General features: G+C 35.1%; 11 protein-coding genes. 10 read left to right on the top strand and 1 reads right to left on the bottom strand.

The window, feature by feature from the left end:
- Positions 1–59 precede the first annotated feature (59 nt).
- From U860_RS0107930 to U860_RS0107950, 5 genes are all read left to right on the top strand, one after another.
- Positions 60–1,322 (top strand): dicarboxylate/amino acid:cation symporter, encoded by a 1,263-nt coding sequence (locus U860_RS0107930; protein WP_025148092.1) that lies wholly within the window; start codon positions 60–62, stop codon positions 1,320–1,322.
- Positions 1,323–1,671: 349 nt separating this feature from the next.
- On the top strand, positions 1,672–3,381 hold the full coding sequence (locus U860_RS0107935; RefSeq protein WP_025148093.1) for a peptide ABC transporter substrate-binding protein: 1,710 nt from the start codon (positions 1,672–1,674) through the stop codon (positions 3,379–3,381).
- A gap of 403 nt (positions 3,382–3,784) precedes the next feature.
- The gene (locus U860_RS0107940) at positions 3,785–5,488 is read left to right on the top strand and encodes a peptide ABC transporter substrate-binding protein (RefSeq protein ID WP_025148094.1); all 1,704 of its coding nucleotides are present in this window, start codon (positions 3,785–3,787) and stop codon (positions 5,486–5,488) included.
- A gap of 307 nt (positions 5,489–5,795) precedes the next feature.
- Positions 5,796–7,499, top strand: coding sequence for a peptide ABC transporter substrate-binding protein (locus U860_RS0107945; protein ID WP_025148095.1), 1,704 nt, complete (start codon positions 5,796–5,798; stop codon positions 7,497–7,499).
- A gap of 115 nt (positions 7,500–7,614) precedes the next feature.
- Positions 7,615–8,334 carry a class I SAM-dependent methyltransferase gene (locus U860_RS0107950; protein WP_025148096.1) on the top strand — a complete coding sequence of 240 codons (720 nt, stop codon included), beginning with the start codon at positions 7,615–7,617 and terminating at the stop codon, positions 8,332–8,334.
- A 39-nt stretch (positions 8,335–8,373) separates the two neighbouring features.
- Here U860_RS0107950 and U860_RS0107955 read toward each other — a convergent pair whose 3' ends face one another.
- Complete coding sequence (locus U860_RS0107955) at positions 8,374–8,730, bottom strand: hypothetical protein (RefSeq protein WP_025148097.1); 357 nt, start codon at positions 8,728–8,730, stop codon at positions 8,374–8,376.
- 136 nt (positions 8,731–8,866) lie between these two features.
- Between U860_RS0107955 and U860_RS0107965 the strand changes: the two genes are divergently transcribed.
- The 5 genes from U860_RS0107965 (at position 8,867) to U860_RS0107985 (ending at position 17,108) form a co-directional block, all read left to right on the top strand.
- A complete protein-coding gene (locus tag U860_RS0107965; protein WP_002172863.1) occupies positions 8,867–9,202 on the top strand; it encodes a hypothetical protein in 336 nt (111 codons plus the stop codon).
- Positions 9,203–9,475: 273 nt separating this feature from the next.
- Positions 9,476–11,575 carry a vWA domain-containing protein gene (locus U860_RS0107970; RefSeq protein WP_025148098.1) on the top strand — a complete coding sequence of 700 codons (2,100 nt, stop codon included), beginning with the start codon at positions 9,476–9,478 and terminating at the stop codon, positions 11,573–11,575.
- Between the two features lie 83 nt (positions 11,576–11,658).
- Positions 11,659–15,018, top strand: a complete 3,360-nt coding sequence (locus U860_RS0107975; protein WP_025148099.1) for a tubulin-like doman-containing protein — start codon at positions 11,659–11,661, stop codon at positions 15,016–15,018.
- 57 nt (positions 15,019–15,075) lie between these two features.
- Positions 15,076–15,216 (top strand): hypothetical protein, encoded by a 141-nt coding sequence (locus tag U860_RS0107980; protein WP_002172860.1) that lies wholly within the window; start codon positions 15,076–15,078, stop codon positions 15,214–15,216.
- 515 nt (positions 15,217–15,731) lie between these two features.
- Positions 15,732–17,108 (top strand): amino acid permease, encoded by a 1,377-nt coding sequence (locus U860_RS0107985; RefSeq protein ID WP_002172859.1) that lies wholly within the window; start codon positions 15,732–15,734, stop codon positions 17,106–17,108.
- The last annotated feature ends 27 nt before the right edge of the window (positions 17,109–17,135 follow it).

Raw genomic sequence — 17,135 nt, forward strand, 5'->3', positions numbered from 1 at the left:
ATGATTATCATTAATTGAAATAGTATGGGAGAAATGAAAGAAACAGGGGAGTATTGAAAATGAAAATTGTAAAGAATTTAACATTCCAAGTTATTGTGGCAATTATTTGTGGTATTGCAGTAGGAGCGATTTGGCCTAGTGTCGGACAGCAAATGAAACCAATTGGTGAGACGTTCATTAATATGATTAAAATGGTCATTGCACCGATTATCTTTTTAACAATTGTGCTTGGTATTGCAAGTATGGGGAATATGAAAAAAGTAGGACGCGTTGGTGGGAAAGCGTTATTATATTTTGAGATTGTTACAACTTTTGCTCTTATCATTGGTATTATCGTAGCGAATGTCGTACGTCCTGGCGATGGGTTAGATCCTTCAAAGCTAAAGGGCGGTGATGTTTCGCAATATGTACAAAGCGGGCAAGAAATGAAATGGATGGATTTCTTTTTACATATTGTACCTTCTAATATGTTCGAGGCATTCGCAAAAGGTGATATTTTACAGGTGCTGTTCTTCTCCATTTTATTTGGAGCAGGTTTAACGATGCTTGGAAAAAACGGTCAACCTGTTATCGACTTTTTTGAAAGATTATCGAAAGTATTTTTTAATATTTTATCGATTGTTATGAAACTAGCACCGGTTGGAGCGTTTGGTGGAATGGCGTTTACAATTGGAAAATACGGTATAAGTACTTTAATACCACTAGGTAAATTGATGATTTGCGTATATGCGACAATGGCATTATTTGTTTTTATCGTTTTAAATTTTATTTGTAAGCTTTATAAATTTAGCTTATGGAAATACTTAGCGCATATTAAAGAAGAACTATTAATCGTTCTTGGAACATCTTCATCAGAATCTGTATTACCGCGTATGATGACAAAGATGGAAGACTTCGGATGTTCAAAGCCAGTAGTAGGCTTAGTTATTCCAACCGGCTACTCTTTTAACTTAGATGGAACAACGATTTATTTATCTATGGCAACAATATTTTTAGCGCAAGTTTTTCATGTCGATCTTTCACTAGGCCAACAATTAACTATAATAGCTATTTTGTTAGTTACATCGAAAGGGGCAGCAGCGGTAACGGGCGGAGGATTTATTGTATTAGCTTCTACTTTATCTGCGATGAATGTTATCCCATTAGAAGGATTAGCGCTTTTACTTGGGGTTGACCGTTTTATGTCAGAAGCGCGAGCAATCGTTAATTTAATTGGTAACGGTGTTGCAACTGTAGTTGTTGCAAAAAGTGAAAATGAATTCAATGATGAGAAGTATACGAGAGTGTTAGAAGAAATGAAGAGAGAGAGAATAGCCGGATAAAAAAGTCAGCTTTGCTGACTTTTTTTATTTTTGTAGGAAAGAGGTTTATGATGATATGCATTATTTATTAACAATAATTTACAGGTTCTTTATGGCTTGGGGACATAAAGACTATTAAATCAATACGTATAATTCAATGATGTACAGTATTTCAAAAGAATATGGAATTTTTATGAATATTACTGTAAAAAAATAATTTTTTAAAAATTTTCAATAATAGCACTTTACAAAACTCGAAAAATTAGTAGAATAATAGTTAATAAGAATCTTCTGATAAATATATAAAGAAAAACAGAATTATCAGAAAATTCTTAAATGAGATCGTTAAGAATTAGGGAGGGTACAGAAAGTGAAAAAGAAAAAAATGAAAAAACTAACAGCAGTTGTAGCACCAGTTTTAGCAATGAGTATGGCACTTACAGCATGTTCTACAGGTGGGGATAAGAAGACAAGTACAAATTCTAGCTCTAGCGGAGATAGTAAGTCTGGAGAAAAGTTAGCGGCAAAGCAAGTGTTAAATCGTACTGAAACAAATGAAATTCCAACAATGGATACTTCGAAAAATACAGATACATTAGGTTCTCAAATTTTAGGGAACACAATGGAAGGGTTATATCGTTTAGATAAAGACAATAAACCAATCCCAGCAGCAGCAGAGTCAAGCACGAAGAGTGACGATGGTAAAAAATATACATTTAAACTGCGTAAAGATGCAAAGTGGTCAAATGGTGATCCTGTAACAGCGAAAGATTTCGTATTTGCATGGCAACGTCTATTAGATCCAAAAACAGCTGCTGAGTATGCATTTATCGCATTCCCGATTAAAAATGCAGAAGCGGTTAATAAAGGAGAAAAACCTGTAACTGAATTAGGAGTGAAGGCGGTAGATGACAATACTTTAGAAGTTGAATTAGAACAAGCAGTACCGTACTTCTTAAACTTAGTTGCATTCCCATCGTACTACCCACTAAATGAGAAATTCGTAAAAGAAAAAGGGGATAAATACGGTTTAGAATCTGATACAACAGTTTATAATGGACCGTTCGTTCTTACTGATTGGAAACATGAGCAAGGCTGGAAACTAAAGAAGAACGATCAATATTGGGATAAAAAGACTGTAAAATTAGATGAAATTAACTATAGTGTAGTAAAAGAAGTAGCTACAAGAGTAAACTTATATGATACAGGTGCAATTGATTCCGCACTTTTATCAGGTGAGTTCGTTGATAAATATAGAAACAATAAAGATGAGTTTGGAACATATTCACAAGTAAGTACTTACTTCTTACGTATGAACCAAAAACGTGGTGGACAAGATACACCATTAAAGAGCCAAAAATTACGTGAAGCAATCGCACTTTCAATCGATAAGAAGAATTTAGCAAACGTTATTTTAAATGACGGATCTAAACCAGCGGACTTCTTAGTACCGAAAGGATTAGCAACTGGACCAGACGGTAAAGACTTCCAAGAAACATTTAAAAATGGTATCAAGCCAGATGCGAAAAAAGCAGCAGCTGCTTGGGATGAAGCGAAAAAAGAACTTGGTAAAGATCAAGTTACAATTGAGCTATTAAACTACGATACTGGTAATGCGAAAAAAGTTGGAGAATATGTAAAAGATCAAATTGAGAAAAACTTAAAAGGTGTAACAGTTAATATTAAACTTCAACCATTCAAACAAAAACTAAAATTAGAAACAGAGCAAGATTATGATTTATCATATGCTGGTTGGGGACCTGACTACGCAGATCCAATGACATTCTTAGATATGTTCGAGTCTAAGCATTCTCATAACCAAATGAGCTTCTCTGATCCGAAGTATGATGATATGATCAAAAAAGCTGGTGGAGAATTAATGGGTGACGCGAAGAAACGTTGGGAAGAGCTAGGGAAAGCTGAGAAATTACTTCTTGAGCAAGATGTAGCGCTTGTACCTTTATACCAACGTGGTGATGCATACGTTCAAAAACCAAATGCAAAAGGCATCGTTCACCATAATATTAGCCCTGAGTATAGCTTCAAGTGGGCATATATGACTGAAAAAGATGGAAAATAATTTTTAAATAGTAACGCTATCTTTAAGTGGGTGTATACAAGTTTCTTAGCTTATTTTTATAGTGAGAATCTTACTGCCCACAATAGAAAGATAAAATGATAGAGCATTCCAAAAGTAAACACTTACTTTTGGAATGCTTTTTTATTATGAGATTAAATTTAAACAAATGAATAAGCGTAAGGAAACGGGTACTTATATATGGTAGATGGAGGGGAATTCGTATAATAGTAATTGTAAAATACACAATTACTATTAAAAAAATAAATTTTTAGAATATTTTCAAAAATACTTTACAAAACAAGAAAAATTAGTAGAATATTAATTAATAAGAATTTTCTGATAACTAATTGTTAGAAAGTCTATCAAAATTAGTTTCGTACATATAATTGGGGAGGGTACAAGAATGAAGAAAAAGATGAAAAAGTTCACGGCGGTTGTAGCGCCAGTATTAGCAATGAGCATGGCGTTGACTGCGTGTTCTGGATCTGGCGGGGAGAAGAAAACGACTACGACGTCTAGTGGTGGGGACGAAAAAAAGTCAGATATTAAATATGCTGCGAAGCAAGTTTTAAATCGTACAGAAAACCAAGAAATTCCGACGATGGATACTTCTAAATCTACAGATACGTTAGGGGCACAAATTTTAGGGAATACGATGGAAGGTTTATATCGTCTTGATAAAGATAATAAGCCAATCCCGGCTGCGGCAGAATCTAGTACGAAAAGTGAGGATGGCAAAAAATATACATTTAAACTGCGCAAAGATGCGAAATGGTCGAATGGTGATCCTGTAACAGCGAAAGATTTCGTGTTTGCATGGCAACGCTTACTTGATAAAAACACAGCTGCAGAATATGCATTTATCGCTTACTATCTTAAAAATGCAGAAGCAATCAATAAAGGAGAAAAACCTGCAACTGAATTAGGAGCAAAGGCGGTAGATGATTACACGCTAGAAGTAGAATTAGAAAAACCAGTACCGTACTTCTTAAATTTACTAGCATTCCCGTCATATTATCCGTTAAATGAAAAATTCGTAAAAGAAAAAGGAGATAAGTACGGTTTGGAAGCGGATACAACAGTGTATAACGGGCCGTTCGTTATGTCTTCATGGAAACATGAACAAGGATGGCAGTTGAAGAAAAATGATAAGTATTGGGATAACAAGACTGTGAAATTAGAAGAAATTAATTACAGTGTTGTAAAAGAAGTAGCTACAAAAGTAAATTTATATGATACAGGATCGATTGACTTTACATTACTATCAGGAGAATTCGTAGATAAATATAAATCGAATAAAGATGAATACGGTGAGTATGCAGAATCAAGTACATTCTTCTTACGTTTAAATCAAAAGCGTAACGGACAAGATACACCGTTAAAGAGCAAAAAACTTCGTGAAGCAATTGCATTATCAGTTGATAAAAAAGGATTGGCGAATGTAATTTTAAATAATGGATCAAAAGCAACGGATCAATTGGTTCCGAAAGGGCTTGCAACAGGACCTGACGGTAAAGATTACCAAGATACATTTAAAAATGGTCTGAAATATGATCCGAAAAAAGGCGCAGCAGCCTGGGAAGCAGCGAAAAAGGAACTTGGAAAAGATCAAGTTACAATTGAATTACTAAGCTATGATGATGGAACTGCGAAAAAGATTGCTGATTATGTTAAAGATCAAATTGAGAAAAATTTAAAAGGTGTAACGATTAATACGAAAATTCAGCCGTTCAAACAGAAGTTAAAATTAGAGACTGCGCAAGATTATGAAATTTCTTATGCAGGTTGGAGTCCTGACTATGCAGATCCAATGACATTTATTGATATGTTTGAATCGAAGAGCCCATACAACCAAATGAGTTATTCAAATCCAAAATACGATGAAATGGTAGGAAAAGCAGGTAATGAATTAATGGGAGATGCGAAGAAGCGTTGGGAAACGTTAGGAAAAGCAGAAAAATTATTCCTTGAAGAAGATGCTGGATTAGTACCTTTATATCAAACAGGAAGAGCTTATGTAATGAAACCGAATGTTAAAGGCATTGTGAAACATAACATCAGTCCAGAATATAGCTTTAAGTGGGCTTATGTAACGGAAGGGAAATAATAAGAAAGAGCGTTTTAAAAGTAGATTATTTATTTTTAAAACGCTCTTTTACTATTCAATTAAATTTAAATAAATAGAGAAGAATAAGAAAAGTGGTACTTACATATAGTAGATGTGGGAGAATTCGTATAGTAGTAATAGATAGTTATCGTGATGAATAAATTAATTATTCGGAATATTCATAAAAACTCTTTACAAATTAAGAAAAATTAGTAGAATGATAATTAGTAAGAATTTTCTATTAATTTAGTTTAAAAAGAAATCTCTCAAAGTTAGTAACGTACATATAATTGGGGAGGGTACAAGAATGAAGAAAAAGATGAAAAAGTTTACGGCGGTTGTAGCGCCAGTGCTAGCGATGAGTATGGCGTTAACAGCGTGTTCTGGATCTTCTGGTGGGGAGAAGAAAACGACTACGACGTCTAATAATGGGGAAGAGAAAAAATCTGATATTAAATATGCGGCAAAACAAGTAATGAATCGTACAGAAACGAATGAAATTCCAACGATGGATACTTCAAAAAATACAGATACACTTGGCTCACAAATTTTAGGGAACACAATGGAAGGTTTATATCGTCTTGATAAAGATAATAAGCCAATCCCAGCTGTAGCGGAATCTAGTACAAAAAGTGAGGATGGTAAAAAATATACATTCAAATTACGGAAAGATGCAAAATGGTCAAATGGTGATTCTGTAACAGCGAAAGATTTTGTATTTGCATGGCAACGCTTAGTAGACCCAAACACAGCTGCTGAGTATGCATTTATTGCATACTATCTTAAAAATGCAGAAGCAATTAATCAAGGGAAAGCAGAAGTTTCTACATTAGGTGTAAAAGCGGTGGATGATTACACCCTTGAAGTTGAACTAGAAAGACCAGTACCATATTTCTTGAATTTAATGGCATTCGCTTCATACTATCCATTAAATGAAAAGTTTGTAAAAGAACAAGGGAAGAAATTCGGTTTAGAGTCTGATACAACACTTTATAATGGTCCATTTGTGCTAACTGATTGGAAACATGAGCAAGGCTGGAAATTAAAGAAAAATGATCAGTATTGGGACAAAAAGACAGTAAAATTAGAAGAAATTAATTATAGTGTAGTAAAAGAAGGGGCTACTAGAGTGAATTTATATGATACAAGTGCAATTGATTTCGCACTTTTATCAGGGGAATTTGTTGATAAGTATAGAAACAATAAAGAGGAGTTTGGTGCATATTCGGAAACAAGTACGTTTTACTTACGTTTAAATCAAAAACGTGGTGGGCAAGATACACCGTTAAAGAGCAAAAAATTACGTGAAGCAATTGCATTATCAATTGATAAAAAGGGTTTAACTAATGTCATTTTAAATGACGGTTCAAAACCAGTTGATTACTTAGTACCAAAAGGTTTAGCAAGTGGACCAGACGGTAAAGATTTCGCAGAAACATTCAAGAACGGTTTAAAACAAGACTCGAAAAAGGCAGCAGCAGCTTGGGAAGAAGCGAAAAAAGAACTTGGAAAAGATCAAGTGACAATAGAGCTATTAAATTATGATACTGGTAATGCGAAAAAAGTTGGGGAGTATGTAAAAGATCAAATTGAAAAGAATTTAAAAGGTGTAACAGTAAATATTAAACTTCAGCCATTTAAGCAAAAACTAAAATTAGAATCAGACCAAGATTATGATTTTTCATATGGCGGCTGGAATCCAGATTATGCGGATCCAATGACGTATCTTGATATGTTTGAAACAAAAAATTCTCAGAACCAGATGAGCTACTCAAGTTCAAAATATGATGACATTATTAATAAAAGTAAGACAGAATGGATGGCTGATGCAAAAAAACGTTGGACAGAGTTAGGGAAGGCAGAGAAATTGTTACTTGAAGAAGATGTAGCGCTCGTACCTTTATATCAAAGTGGTAGATCATATGTTATGAAGCCAAATGTAAAGGGAATTGTGAAACATAATATTAGTCCGGAATATAGTTTCAAATGGGCGTATGTAGAAGAGAAATAGTAAAAGAAAAAAGCATTTTCAAGTTGCGGTATAGCACTTGGGAATGCTTTTTTTTACGCGCACCATTTGTTTATGGATGAATATATGTATTATAGAAAATTTAAAGGAGAATCTCATGAAACGAAATACGTACATCGATTTTCTAGCTTATTACGGAATAGGGAGTGCCCATCCTGGTGGTTTCACGCTAACGAAACAATTGCTCTCTCAATTGCCACTTAGACATGGAGCGAATGTTCTTGAGATAGGTTGCGGCACGGGGAAAACAGCGGCGTATATGACAAAAGCATTTGGTTATAAAGTAACAGCGGTTGAAAAAAATGAAATTATGATTCAAAAAGCGAAAGATAGATGGTTGTTTGAAGGATTGAATATACAATTGATTCAAGGAAATGTAGAATGGCTACCATGTTTAAGTGATTCATTTGAGCTTGTACTCGGAGAATCTATACTCGCTTTTACGAATAAAGAACAGGTTATTCCGGAATGTTATCGTGTATTGCAGCAGGATGGAAAGCTTGTTGTCATTGAAATGATTATCGAAAGCCATATTGAGAAAAAAGAGGAAGAAAAAATCGTACAATTATATGGGATGAAAGAATTATTAACTGAGAATGAGTGGATTCATTTATTTAAAGCAGCAAATTTTAAAAAAATTACAATTGCGGGTGGCGGTACCATTGCAGAAACAGTTGCAGGACATATGGAAGAGCCGGAGTGGAATGTGTCACCGTTTATTCCAGAAGAATTGTATGAGGCGTGGGTGCAACACGAACAAGTACTGCTTATGTATCAACATATTTTAGGACATCGTATTTTTATATGTGAAAAATAGAAAAAAGAGTTGGCTAAAGATAGTCAACTCTTTACTATGTTAGATGAAAAATAATGCAGCCAAAGTAATTCCAAAAATAAAACCAAATCCGAGTTCAAAGCCCCAGCCACAACCACCACCGCCGCAACCACCGCCGCCCCAGCTATCGCCAAATCCGAAGCCGCAGCTGTCACATCTACTAAGACCGCCACAAATATCACAACCACCGTCTGAATATGCGTCATTGTATCCAAATCCTGTATCAAAAGGTGAACGCCTTTGTACTGGCTCGATCCAAACAGAATCATTTGTCACGTCTATTATTTTTCCTAAATGGATACGACCATCAAGATCTTCAATTCGAACCACTTTTCCGAAATAACGTTGGCATGTGTCATAACATTTTTGTCTATGCATGTTCTTTCCTCCTTCGCATTACAGTAATACGATATGTAAGGGGGACAAGTGCGGCTTGTATGAATGACCTACCTATTATAATTGTTATAAGAAAGGGGAAATATATGAAAAGGATATATAGTGAGGAGGAAATGAAATGAAATCTACAGATCAATTTCAGACGTACGAAGTTCCTTGGGAAGAATTTATAGAAGCATTGCGAGGTGAAATGAAGAAACAAGTCGGGGCGGATATTATAGATACAGTAGTTTGTAATTTGGAAGATGGTTTTGAGGTATATACATATGTGCAGGGTGATTTAGATTTTGAATATAAGGAAGCACTTGAAAGAAAATATGGAAGCGATGCGAAGATACCTAATTTGTTAACGGTTATGCTGTTAGCTAGCATTTATAATGCGGGTGAAGAGAATATACGTTTACATGCAGATCAGAAGGAAAATCCGATTGTTGAAGTATATGTGAAGAAATAAAGAGCGCGCTAGTAGTAGCGTGCTCTTTATTTTTTGTATTGAGTAGAAAATCAAACTTTAATGGTGGAATTTATAAGGGGAAAAGTATGAAAGCTATGTGTTATTTCGGAAATATAATAAGGAAAAAACTCGAAATATAAAATGGAATATTTTAACTCGTATTACATAATGTTATTGTTGTGAACTGTTGTCCTAAAATACAAGTCATATATCTTGTTTCCTCTCATAAATTTAAACATAGGAATTTGTCTACAAAGGTGGCGAAGCCTCATCATGAAAATTCGAATTTGTGCCACATTCATGATTTTTCTATTTATATGGTTACATCCTTTTTGGACTTTTGCAAAAGGAGAGGAGGCAAAGGAAAGGGTCGTTTCACTTGTATATGATGATTCGGGCAGCATGAGAAATAACGATCGCTGGAAGTATGCCAATTATGCTTTGCAAAGTTTAGTTGCACTATTAGACGAGAAAGATAAATTTTCTTACGTTCCAATGAGCCGACCGAACGATCCGCTAAATATTGCTTTAACAAAGGATAAAAGGCAAACAGAAATTGATGGAATTGGAGCGTGGAAAACGTATTTAAATACTCCGTTTAGCGCAGTAGAAACGGCAATGCAATCAATAAAAAAGGAAGCGGATATAGATGGGAAACGTGAATTTTGGCTTATTGTATTAACTGACGGGGCATTTAATGATTTAGAAAAAGATAAGGTTGGCGGAAAAGAACAAATTACACAGAAGTTAGCACAGTTTAGGAAAGAAATGGACTTAAAAAAGATTTCTTTACATCCAGTCTTAATAACGATGGAAGAAGATTTAGGACAGCAAGAAAAAGAGCAGCTAAATACTTTTAAAGAAATATGGAAGAAAGAGATAAATGGTGTTACGATGCCATCTAGTGGAGAGGATGGTATTGTAAAAAGCGTGAATCAAGTGGCAGCATTAGTTGCAAATCGCGATCCATTTTCTTCTGTTGAATCGATTGTGAAAACGAAAATATCTGGAAAAAAAGTGGAGATTACAACGCCGTTTCCATTAAAGCGTATGACACTTGTACGACAATTGCCTTCTTTGTCTAACTATCAAGTTGTGCAAATCTCTAAACCGTTACAGCTACAATCTTCTTTTTCCATACATGCGCCAGAAGAAGCTAAATTATTCGGAAATATAGTGCATGTAAGTACGGCGAATCAGGAAGTGATTAAGCCAGGGACATATACGATAGAAGTGGATCAAGACATTGAGAAAGAAGGGTTACAAGTACTTGTTGAACCGGCACTTAATTATACTGTTTCTACGTATGACAAAGATGATAAAGATAGAAAAACTGTTGAGAAAATGTACGAAGGTGTAACGGCAGTTATTGAAGCAAAGCCTACTGAGCTACCAATTCAGTCTTCTTATTTTGAAGCAGAAGTAGAAATAGACGGGAAACAATATCCGATGAAGTGGGACGATAAAAGGCATGTGTTTTATTATGAAATAAAAGTTGGAAAAGAGTTAGTACGCGGGAAAGTTCATATGAATATAAAGGGATTTTATAGGCAGACGAAAGAATTCAAAATTGATACAGCTGAAAAACAGAAATTATCACTTCAAACTGTTACGAAAGATTATGAAGAAAAAGTAACAAATCTAGAAAATAGTAAACCATTTATTTTACAGCCCCAGTTAGATGATAAACCGATGACAGAAGAGGCTGTAAAGAAACTATTAAAATCTACTGGTGTCACATCTAATCAATCGATCAACTACGAATTAAAACAGCATGGTAATCAAATTTACGTTTATCCTCGTCCCTATTACTCCGACACATTCAATTTTACAGATACAGGCACCGTAGAAGCTACCATCACGATCAATGATTCAAAATTACAAGAAGTAAAAGAAAAGATTTCACTTCACATTGAAAATGCGCCGTTTTTTGAGAAGTATGCGCTCATTTTTAAATGTGTAATTCCTATCACGTTATTACTTTTAATAGTAGGAATTATTATTTTAGGATGGATTGTTCGTCCGAGGTTTCACCGGAAAGCATTATTATATTACGAATGGGATCAAGAAGTGGCGAAAGATTGGCTTTACCAATCTGAACCTGAGTTACTTAGAAATAAATGGTGGAAACACTATTTTGGCATTCCATTTCGAGCAGAAAGAAAGACTGTGCAATCTGTAACATTAATAGCGAAAAAAGGATCGAAATCTATATTTGTAGCGAAAGAATCGCAAGTGGTTGGGATGATTATTGACGGGATGTTTATTACAGAGGAAGAAGTGGGAATGGAGCATAAAACATTGTATCCAAATGAAATTTTAATAATTGATAGAGGATATGGTAAGGAGATTTACCGGTATGAATGTGAATAGTAGATGGGGTATAAGAGGGGCGGTGGAGGCTCGGCTCTCTTAATCCTTCTATTCAAACAAGCACGAATAGGAAGGTGGTTCACATGACATTACAAGTTCCAACAATTTTAATTGGCTTAGGTGGAATCGGTAGTACTGTCACACATCAAATTTATGAAAAGTTACCTGAGGAGCGTCGTAAAAAGGTAGCGATGCATGTATTTGATACAGATGTGAATACATTGAGTAAATTTGATCATATTCGGAAGTTTAAGACGCAAACGAGTTCGAGTAAAACACCGAGAGAGTATATTGCGGGAGATCCAACGATTCCGGAATGGTTCCCGATGGACCCGACTATACTTGATAAACCGTTAACAGAAGGAGCAGGACAGTTACGGGTTATCTCTCGGTTAGCGCTACGTGCAGCGATGAAAGAAGATAAGCTGACATCTTTTTGGCAAGAAATTGAGAAGATTTTTCCGGTTACAAGCGATCAGACGGAATATGGTGTGCGAGTTATTATTGTAACGTCACTAGCTGGTGGAACAGGTTCAGGGATGTTTTTACAAATCGCATTATATTTACGTGAAATGCTTCGGAAAAAATTGCAGCATCATAACATTTTAATACGTGGTGCATTTTTAATGCCAGATGTTTTAGTTAAGACGAGAACGGTTAGTGCGAAAGAATTTGAAACTGTGCAAGCGAACGGCTATGCATCTTTAAAAGAGCTGCACGCTATTACGCTCGGGTCTACTGGGGAATTATCAAAACGCGGCGGTGTAACGATCGAATTAGAATATCGTCCTGATCAAGTGGATGAAGATGGAAGAACGAATCATACGATTAAGCAGCATCATTTACCGTATAATTATTGTTTCTTATATGATTATGAAAATTTACATGGGCACCATTTGCACAATTTATCGGATTATATGGAGCAAATGGCAAACACGATTTATTTACAGTTATTTAGTCCGATGTCCACAAGTCATTTTGCACAAGAAGATAATCAAATCCAGCAATTAGCAGAATCAAGTGGAAAAGGTAGATATTGCGGGGCAGGAACGGCAAAACTTATTTATCCGTATGAGCATGTTTTGAAATATTGTGCATTAAAATGGGCGGTGCAAGGTTTAGATGAATCGTGGCTTCATTTAGATCAACTGTTTCAAGAGAAGAAGCAAAGATACGATCAAGATGTAAAACGTGGTATGCAGCGCGAAAAGCCGGAGCGTGGTAAAAGTTATTTAGAAGATTTAGAACATCTTGCTACTCGTCCAGAACAAGCTCATATTTTTTATAGACAAATGTACAATGAAACGCGTGAAGGGGCAGAGGGCGGAAAGCTCGGTGTTGCAAAATCAAAATTGTTTTTAGACGCTGTAGAGAGTTATGTACACCGTACAGTGCAAAAAGATGAGGAATTAAACCGCCTGCAGCATGAGTGCAAAATATCGGCTGCGAAGCTTAAAATGATGGAACAAATGAAGGGTGAAGTAGCGAGAGTTGATCATGCGGTTCGTTTATATGCTTATGCGATTCCGAGCCGTGTACATGAGCATGTTACTACCCTTTTATATGATATGATCGAATCAGACCGCTTTACACCAAGTGGCTCAGAGGGACAGTCTTACCAATTAAATACATGGTTTTTAAAGAAAACGGATCCTGTTCATCCAGTAGCAGCACGTTTCATGCTGTATGAAATTCGTAAGCAGTTAGTAGAGAAGATGAATCGACTACATGAAAATAATGAACAAAAGCGTAATTTAATTCAAAACTACGATAAGAAATTTAATGTGAGTAATATTGATGGAACTGTAACGGCTGTTCGCCGCGTTGAAATTGCCCAGCAACAAGGTTGGTTTGGGAAAACGTTTTATAATCAGCAGCGTTTGTTCAAAAAAGAATTTGAAGATATCGTAACGCAATATGTACACAAATTAAGTGAGTATCGCAAAGAAATGTTGTTAGAACTCGTGTACCAATCGCTATATCAGGCGGTTGATAAAATGATTCAATATTGGGAAAGATTCTTTGATAATTTACAAGAAACACGTGAAAATTTATTGTTTGAAATTCAAAAGCGAAGTAAAGAATTTGAAGGGAAAACGAATCCGACGAATGTATATGTGTTAGCTGAAGAGAAATTGCAAGAAAAGATTTGGCAAGATATGCAGCAACATTTAAATTTAGGTGTATTACCGAAAGATATATCAGCAGAAATTTATATGAGTTTGTACGGGGAATATTGTCGTGATGCAAAAACTGAAGAAATTCAGTCGAAAAAGGTTGAAGATTTCTATCGTGAACATATATTGAGTTATTGTTATGACGAACTTCAAGTGCGCTATCGTGACAAATTAGAGCTTAATATCGTTGAAGCATTGCGAAAAGAAGCAGATTTCAAGAAACGTGATCGTGATGAATACGTTCGTGAAAAAATTGAAGATCTTTTCCATTTAGCAAGTCCGTTCGTTCCGAAAGTTTCTCATCATAGAGAGTTACAATATTGGGGCGTACACCCTTCTTTAAAACAAGAATTGCAAGAAGAGTTATTGCAAGAAATGTTTAAAGAAAAAGATACGGTAAACGAGGCATTTTCACCATTTGAAGTGATTTGTTATCGTGCCCATTACGGATTATCGTTACAAGATTTTCCAAAGCTTTCATCTGGGCATATTGCAAATGGTTTTATGAATGATAAAGGTGACTACTTTCAATCGTATTATCGCCGTGTGAACAAATTAAATAGTAAAAAGTCTAGTTTGACGCCGCATTTAGATAAGTATTGGCACTTACCAGCATTTATGCCAGACTTGAATGCAACACAAACGAAGTTAGACTACGATAAGTGTAATCGTGCTCTTCTATACGCGTATATGTATCGTTGGATTAGTTTAGTTGCTGTTGATGGACAGTTCGTGTATCAATATAACGGTGTCGGGCGTAGCTTTTTAATCCAGTCGATGGGGAAAAATATATCAAGCGAAAGTTATAAATTGCACAGAGCATTGCTCCATAATCCGTTTATTTATGAAAACATCTTGTCACGATTTGAAGAAGAACAAGAAAAAGCTATGATACAAGGTGGACATTTATATACACATGCATTTGTATTAGGCGCCCAAGATATAAGATGGCTTCGTAAAGAGCACGTCCATAATATTTTAGATATGATTTTAATGTATGACCGTGAGGCAAAATATGACCCGACGCTAGAAGAAACATCCGACGAGTTGTTAAGGCTATTCCTTGATGAAATTGAGCTGTATTTCCAAAATTATTATGGAACGGGTGCAGATATGGTTGCGAAGAAAGAGAAAGAGATGTTTATTAAACAATTGTGGGATCGTTCGTATGCGAAAGGGTATGTGGATCCAAATAGTGCACCTTATAAAAAATGGCAAAATTTATTACACGTTCACGATGAAGAAGTGCCAAAAACGAATGTATAATGAATGAAAAGGGAATCCTTAAGAATGGCAATACAACTTTAGAAAAGAGGGATTCCAATGCCGTTTTTAGGAAGTGTATATCAAATATTTGGATTATATCCAGAAATTTATTATGGAATGATTTCAGCAGAGATGCAAGAAGAAGCTCAAAAGGAACACATCGAAAATAACAATGCAGAAAATAAAGTGGAAGAATGAAAAGTGCAGATGAAAATCTGCGCTTTTTTATTTTTTTTTAGTGAAAATACTGTGTGTAATGCGTGGGAAGTTGATCAGTCTATAAACCCAAATGATTATTTCAATATAACGAATTATCTGGTTTAATTGTAGTTGTATGCAATATCTCCATTAAATTTGATGTATAAAAATTAATCCTCAAATAATTTAAAGTGTGTAAAAATGGAAAATAACACTGTTTATAAATTGTATTTTATATTTCGAAATATCGTCACGTTTATAATTATTCAATTTAAGTGAATTAATTATATTGTTGACAATATAATTAATCGTGTGATAAATTCAATCAATCTTCTAAAAACATGCCTGTTAACAAGCGCGTTTTTAGAAGATTGATTTTTCTGATTTTAAAGCGTGTAATTTGTGGAGTTTATATAGGGAGTGATAGTAAAGCATGAATATTATTAATGTGTAATAGCAACAGTAATAAAGATTGTAATGAGTAAGGGATAATTTTGAAAAAGAGGTTTCTACAAATGAGTTTATTAATAAAGAAAGCAATGGATGAAGAAAAGAAAAAAGTATTGAATCAAACTTTAGGAGCAATTGACCTAACTCTTTTAGGAATTGGAGCAATTATCGGTACAGGAATTTTCGTTTTAACAGGTATTGTAGCAGCGAAACATGCTGGTCCAGCAATTGTATTATCTTTTATGTTAGCTGCAATTGTATGTGCATGTGTAGCCTTTTGTTATGCTGAATTTGCATCTACAGTCCCGGTCTCAGGAAGTGTGTATTCGTATACGTATATGACATTAGGTGAGATTTTTGCTTTTATAGTTGGCTGGTGTGTAATGCTAGAGTACTTATTAGCTACTTCTGCAGTGGCGGCGGGATGGTCAGCCTATTTCCAATCATTGCTACTAGGGTTTAATATTCATATTCCGGCAATCGTTGCTTCAGCACCAGGGATGGGGAATGGCGGAATTATTGACTTGCCAGCGGTTATTATTATTTTAGTTGTTACATTTTTGTTAAGTCGTGGTGTGAAAGAAAGTGCACGTATAAATAATATAATGGTTATTATTAAACTGGCTGTTATTTTAGTATTTATTATTGTAGGAGCGAAATATGTAAAGCCAGAGAATTGGCAGCCGTTTCTTCCTTTTGGATATCATGGTGTTATTGGAGGGGCCGCTACTGTATTTTTTGCCTTTTTAGGTTTCGATGCAGTTGCAACAGCAGCAGAGGAAGTGAAACGCCCACAACGTAACGTTCCAATTGGATTACTTGTCTCTTTATGTATTTGTACAATTCTTTATGTTGGTGTTTCATTCGTGTTAACTGGAATGGTTCCGTTTACGGATCTGAATGTAGCTGATCCAGTTGCATATGCTTTGCGTATTGTGGGAGAGGATAGAATTGCTGGTCTATTATCAGTTGGAGCGATAGCTGGTTTAACGACAGTGCTGTTAGTTGCTATGTTTGCATTTGTTCGAGTATCTTACTCGATGAGCCGAGATGGCTTGCTACCAAAAAGATTTTCAAGCGTTCATAGACGTTATCAAACACCATTTTTTAATACATGGATTACGGGTATTCTTGCGGCTTTATTAGCAGGTTTATTGGACTTGAATTTGTTGGCAAATTTAGTGAATGTGGGAACGATAACAGCGTTTATATTTGTATCTATAGCTGTAATTGTATTAAGGAAGACACATCCTAATCTGAAAAGACCGTTCCGTGCTCCTTTCGTTCCATTCTTACCTATACTTGCGATAGTAAGTTGTTTATATTTAGCATTAAATCTCTCTAAAACCACTTTAATCAGTTTTGCAATTTGGGTTATTGTAGGTATTTTTATCTATTTTATATACGCAAAAAAACATAGTCATATTAGAAATAGAGTGTAAGCATTAAAATTATGGTTGTAGGTTAAA

The sequence above is a fragment of the Bacillus sp. H1a genome, from assembly GCF_000633475.1.
Classification (GTDB): Bacteria; Bacillota; Bacilli; order Bacillales; family Bacillaceae_G; genus Bacillus_A; species Bacillus_A paramycoides.

Excerpts from the sequence above, each read along its gene's own strand:
- U860_RS0107930 (WP_025148092.1), top strand. The coding sequence starts at position 60 with ATGAAAATTGTAAAGAATTTAACATTCCAAGTTATTGTGGCAATTATT.
- U860_RS0107970 (WP_025148098.1), top strand. The coding sequence starts at position 9,476 with ATGAAAATTCGAATTTGTGCCACATTCATGATTTTTCTATTTATATGG.
- U860_RS0107940 (WP_025148094.1), top strand. The coding sequence starts at position 3,785 with ATGAAGAAAAAGATGAAAAAGTTCACGGCGGTTGTAGCGCCAGTATTA.
- U860_RS0107945 (WP_025148095.1), top strand. The coding sequence starts at position 5,796 with ATGAAGAAAAAGATGAAAAAGTTTACGGCGGTTGTAGCGCCAGTGCTA.
- U860_RS0107965 (WP_002172863.1), top strand. The coding sequence starts at position 8,867 with ATGAAATCTACAGATCAATTTCAGACGTACGAAGTTCCTTGGGAAGAA.
- U860_RS0107975 (WP_025148099.1), top strand. The coding sequence starts at position 11,659 with ATGACATTACAAGTTCCAACAATTTTAATTGGCTTAGGTGGAATCGGT.
- U860_RS0107950 (WP_025148096.1), top strand. The coding sequence starts at position 7,615 with ATGAAACGAAATACGTACATCGATTTTCTAGCTTATTACGGAATAGGG.
- U860_RS0107985 (WP_002172859.1), top strand. The coding sequence starts at position 15,732 with ATGAGTTTATTAATAAAGAAAGCAATGGATGAAGAAAAGAAAAAAGTA.
- U860_RS0107980 (WP_002172860.1), top strand. The coding sequence starts at position 15,076 with ATGCCGTTTTTAGGAAGTGTATATCAAATATTTGGATTATATCCAGAA.
- U860_RS0107955 (WP_025148097.1), bottom strand. The coding sequence starts at position 8,730 with ATGCATAGACAAAAATGTTATGACACATGCCAACGTTATTTCGGAAAA.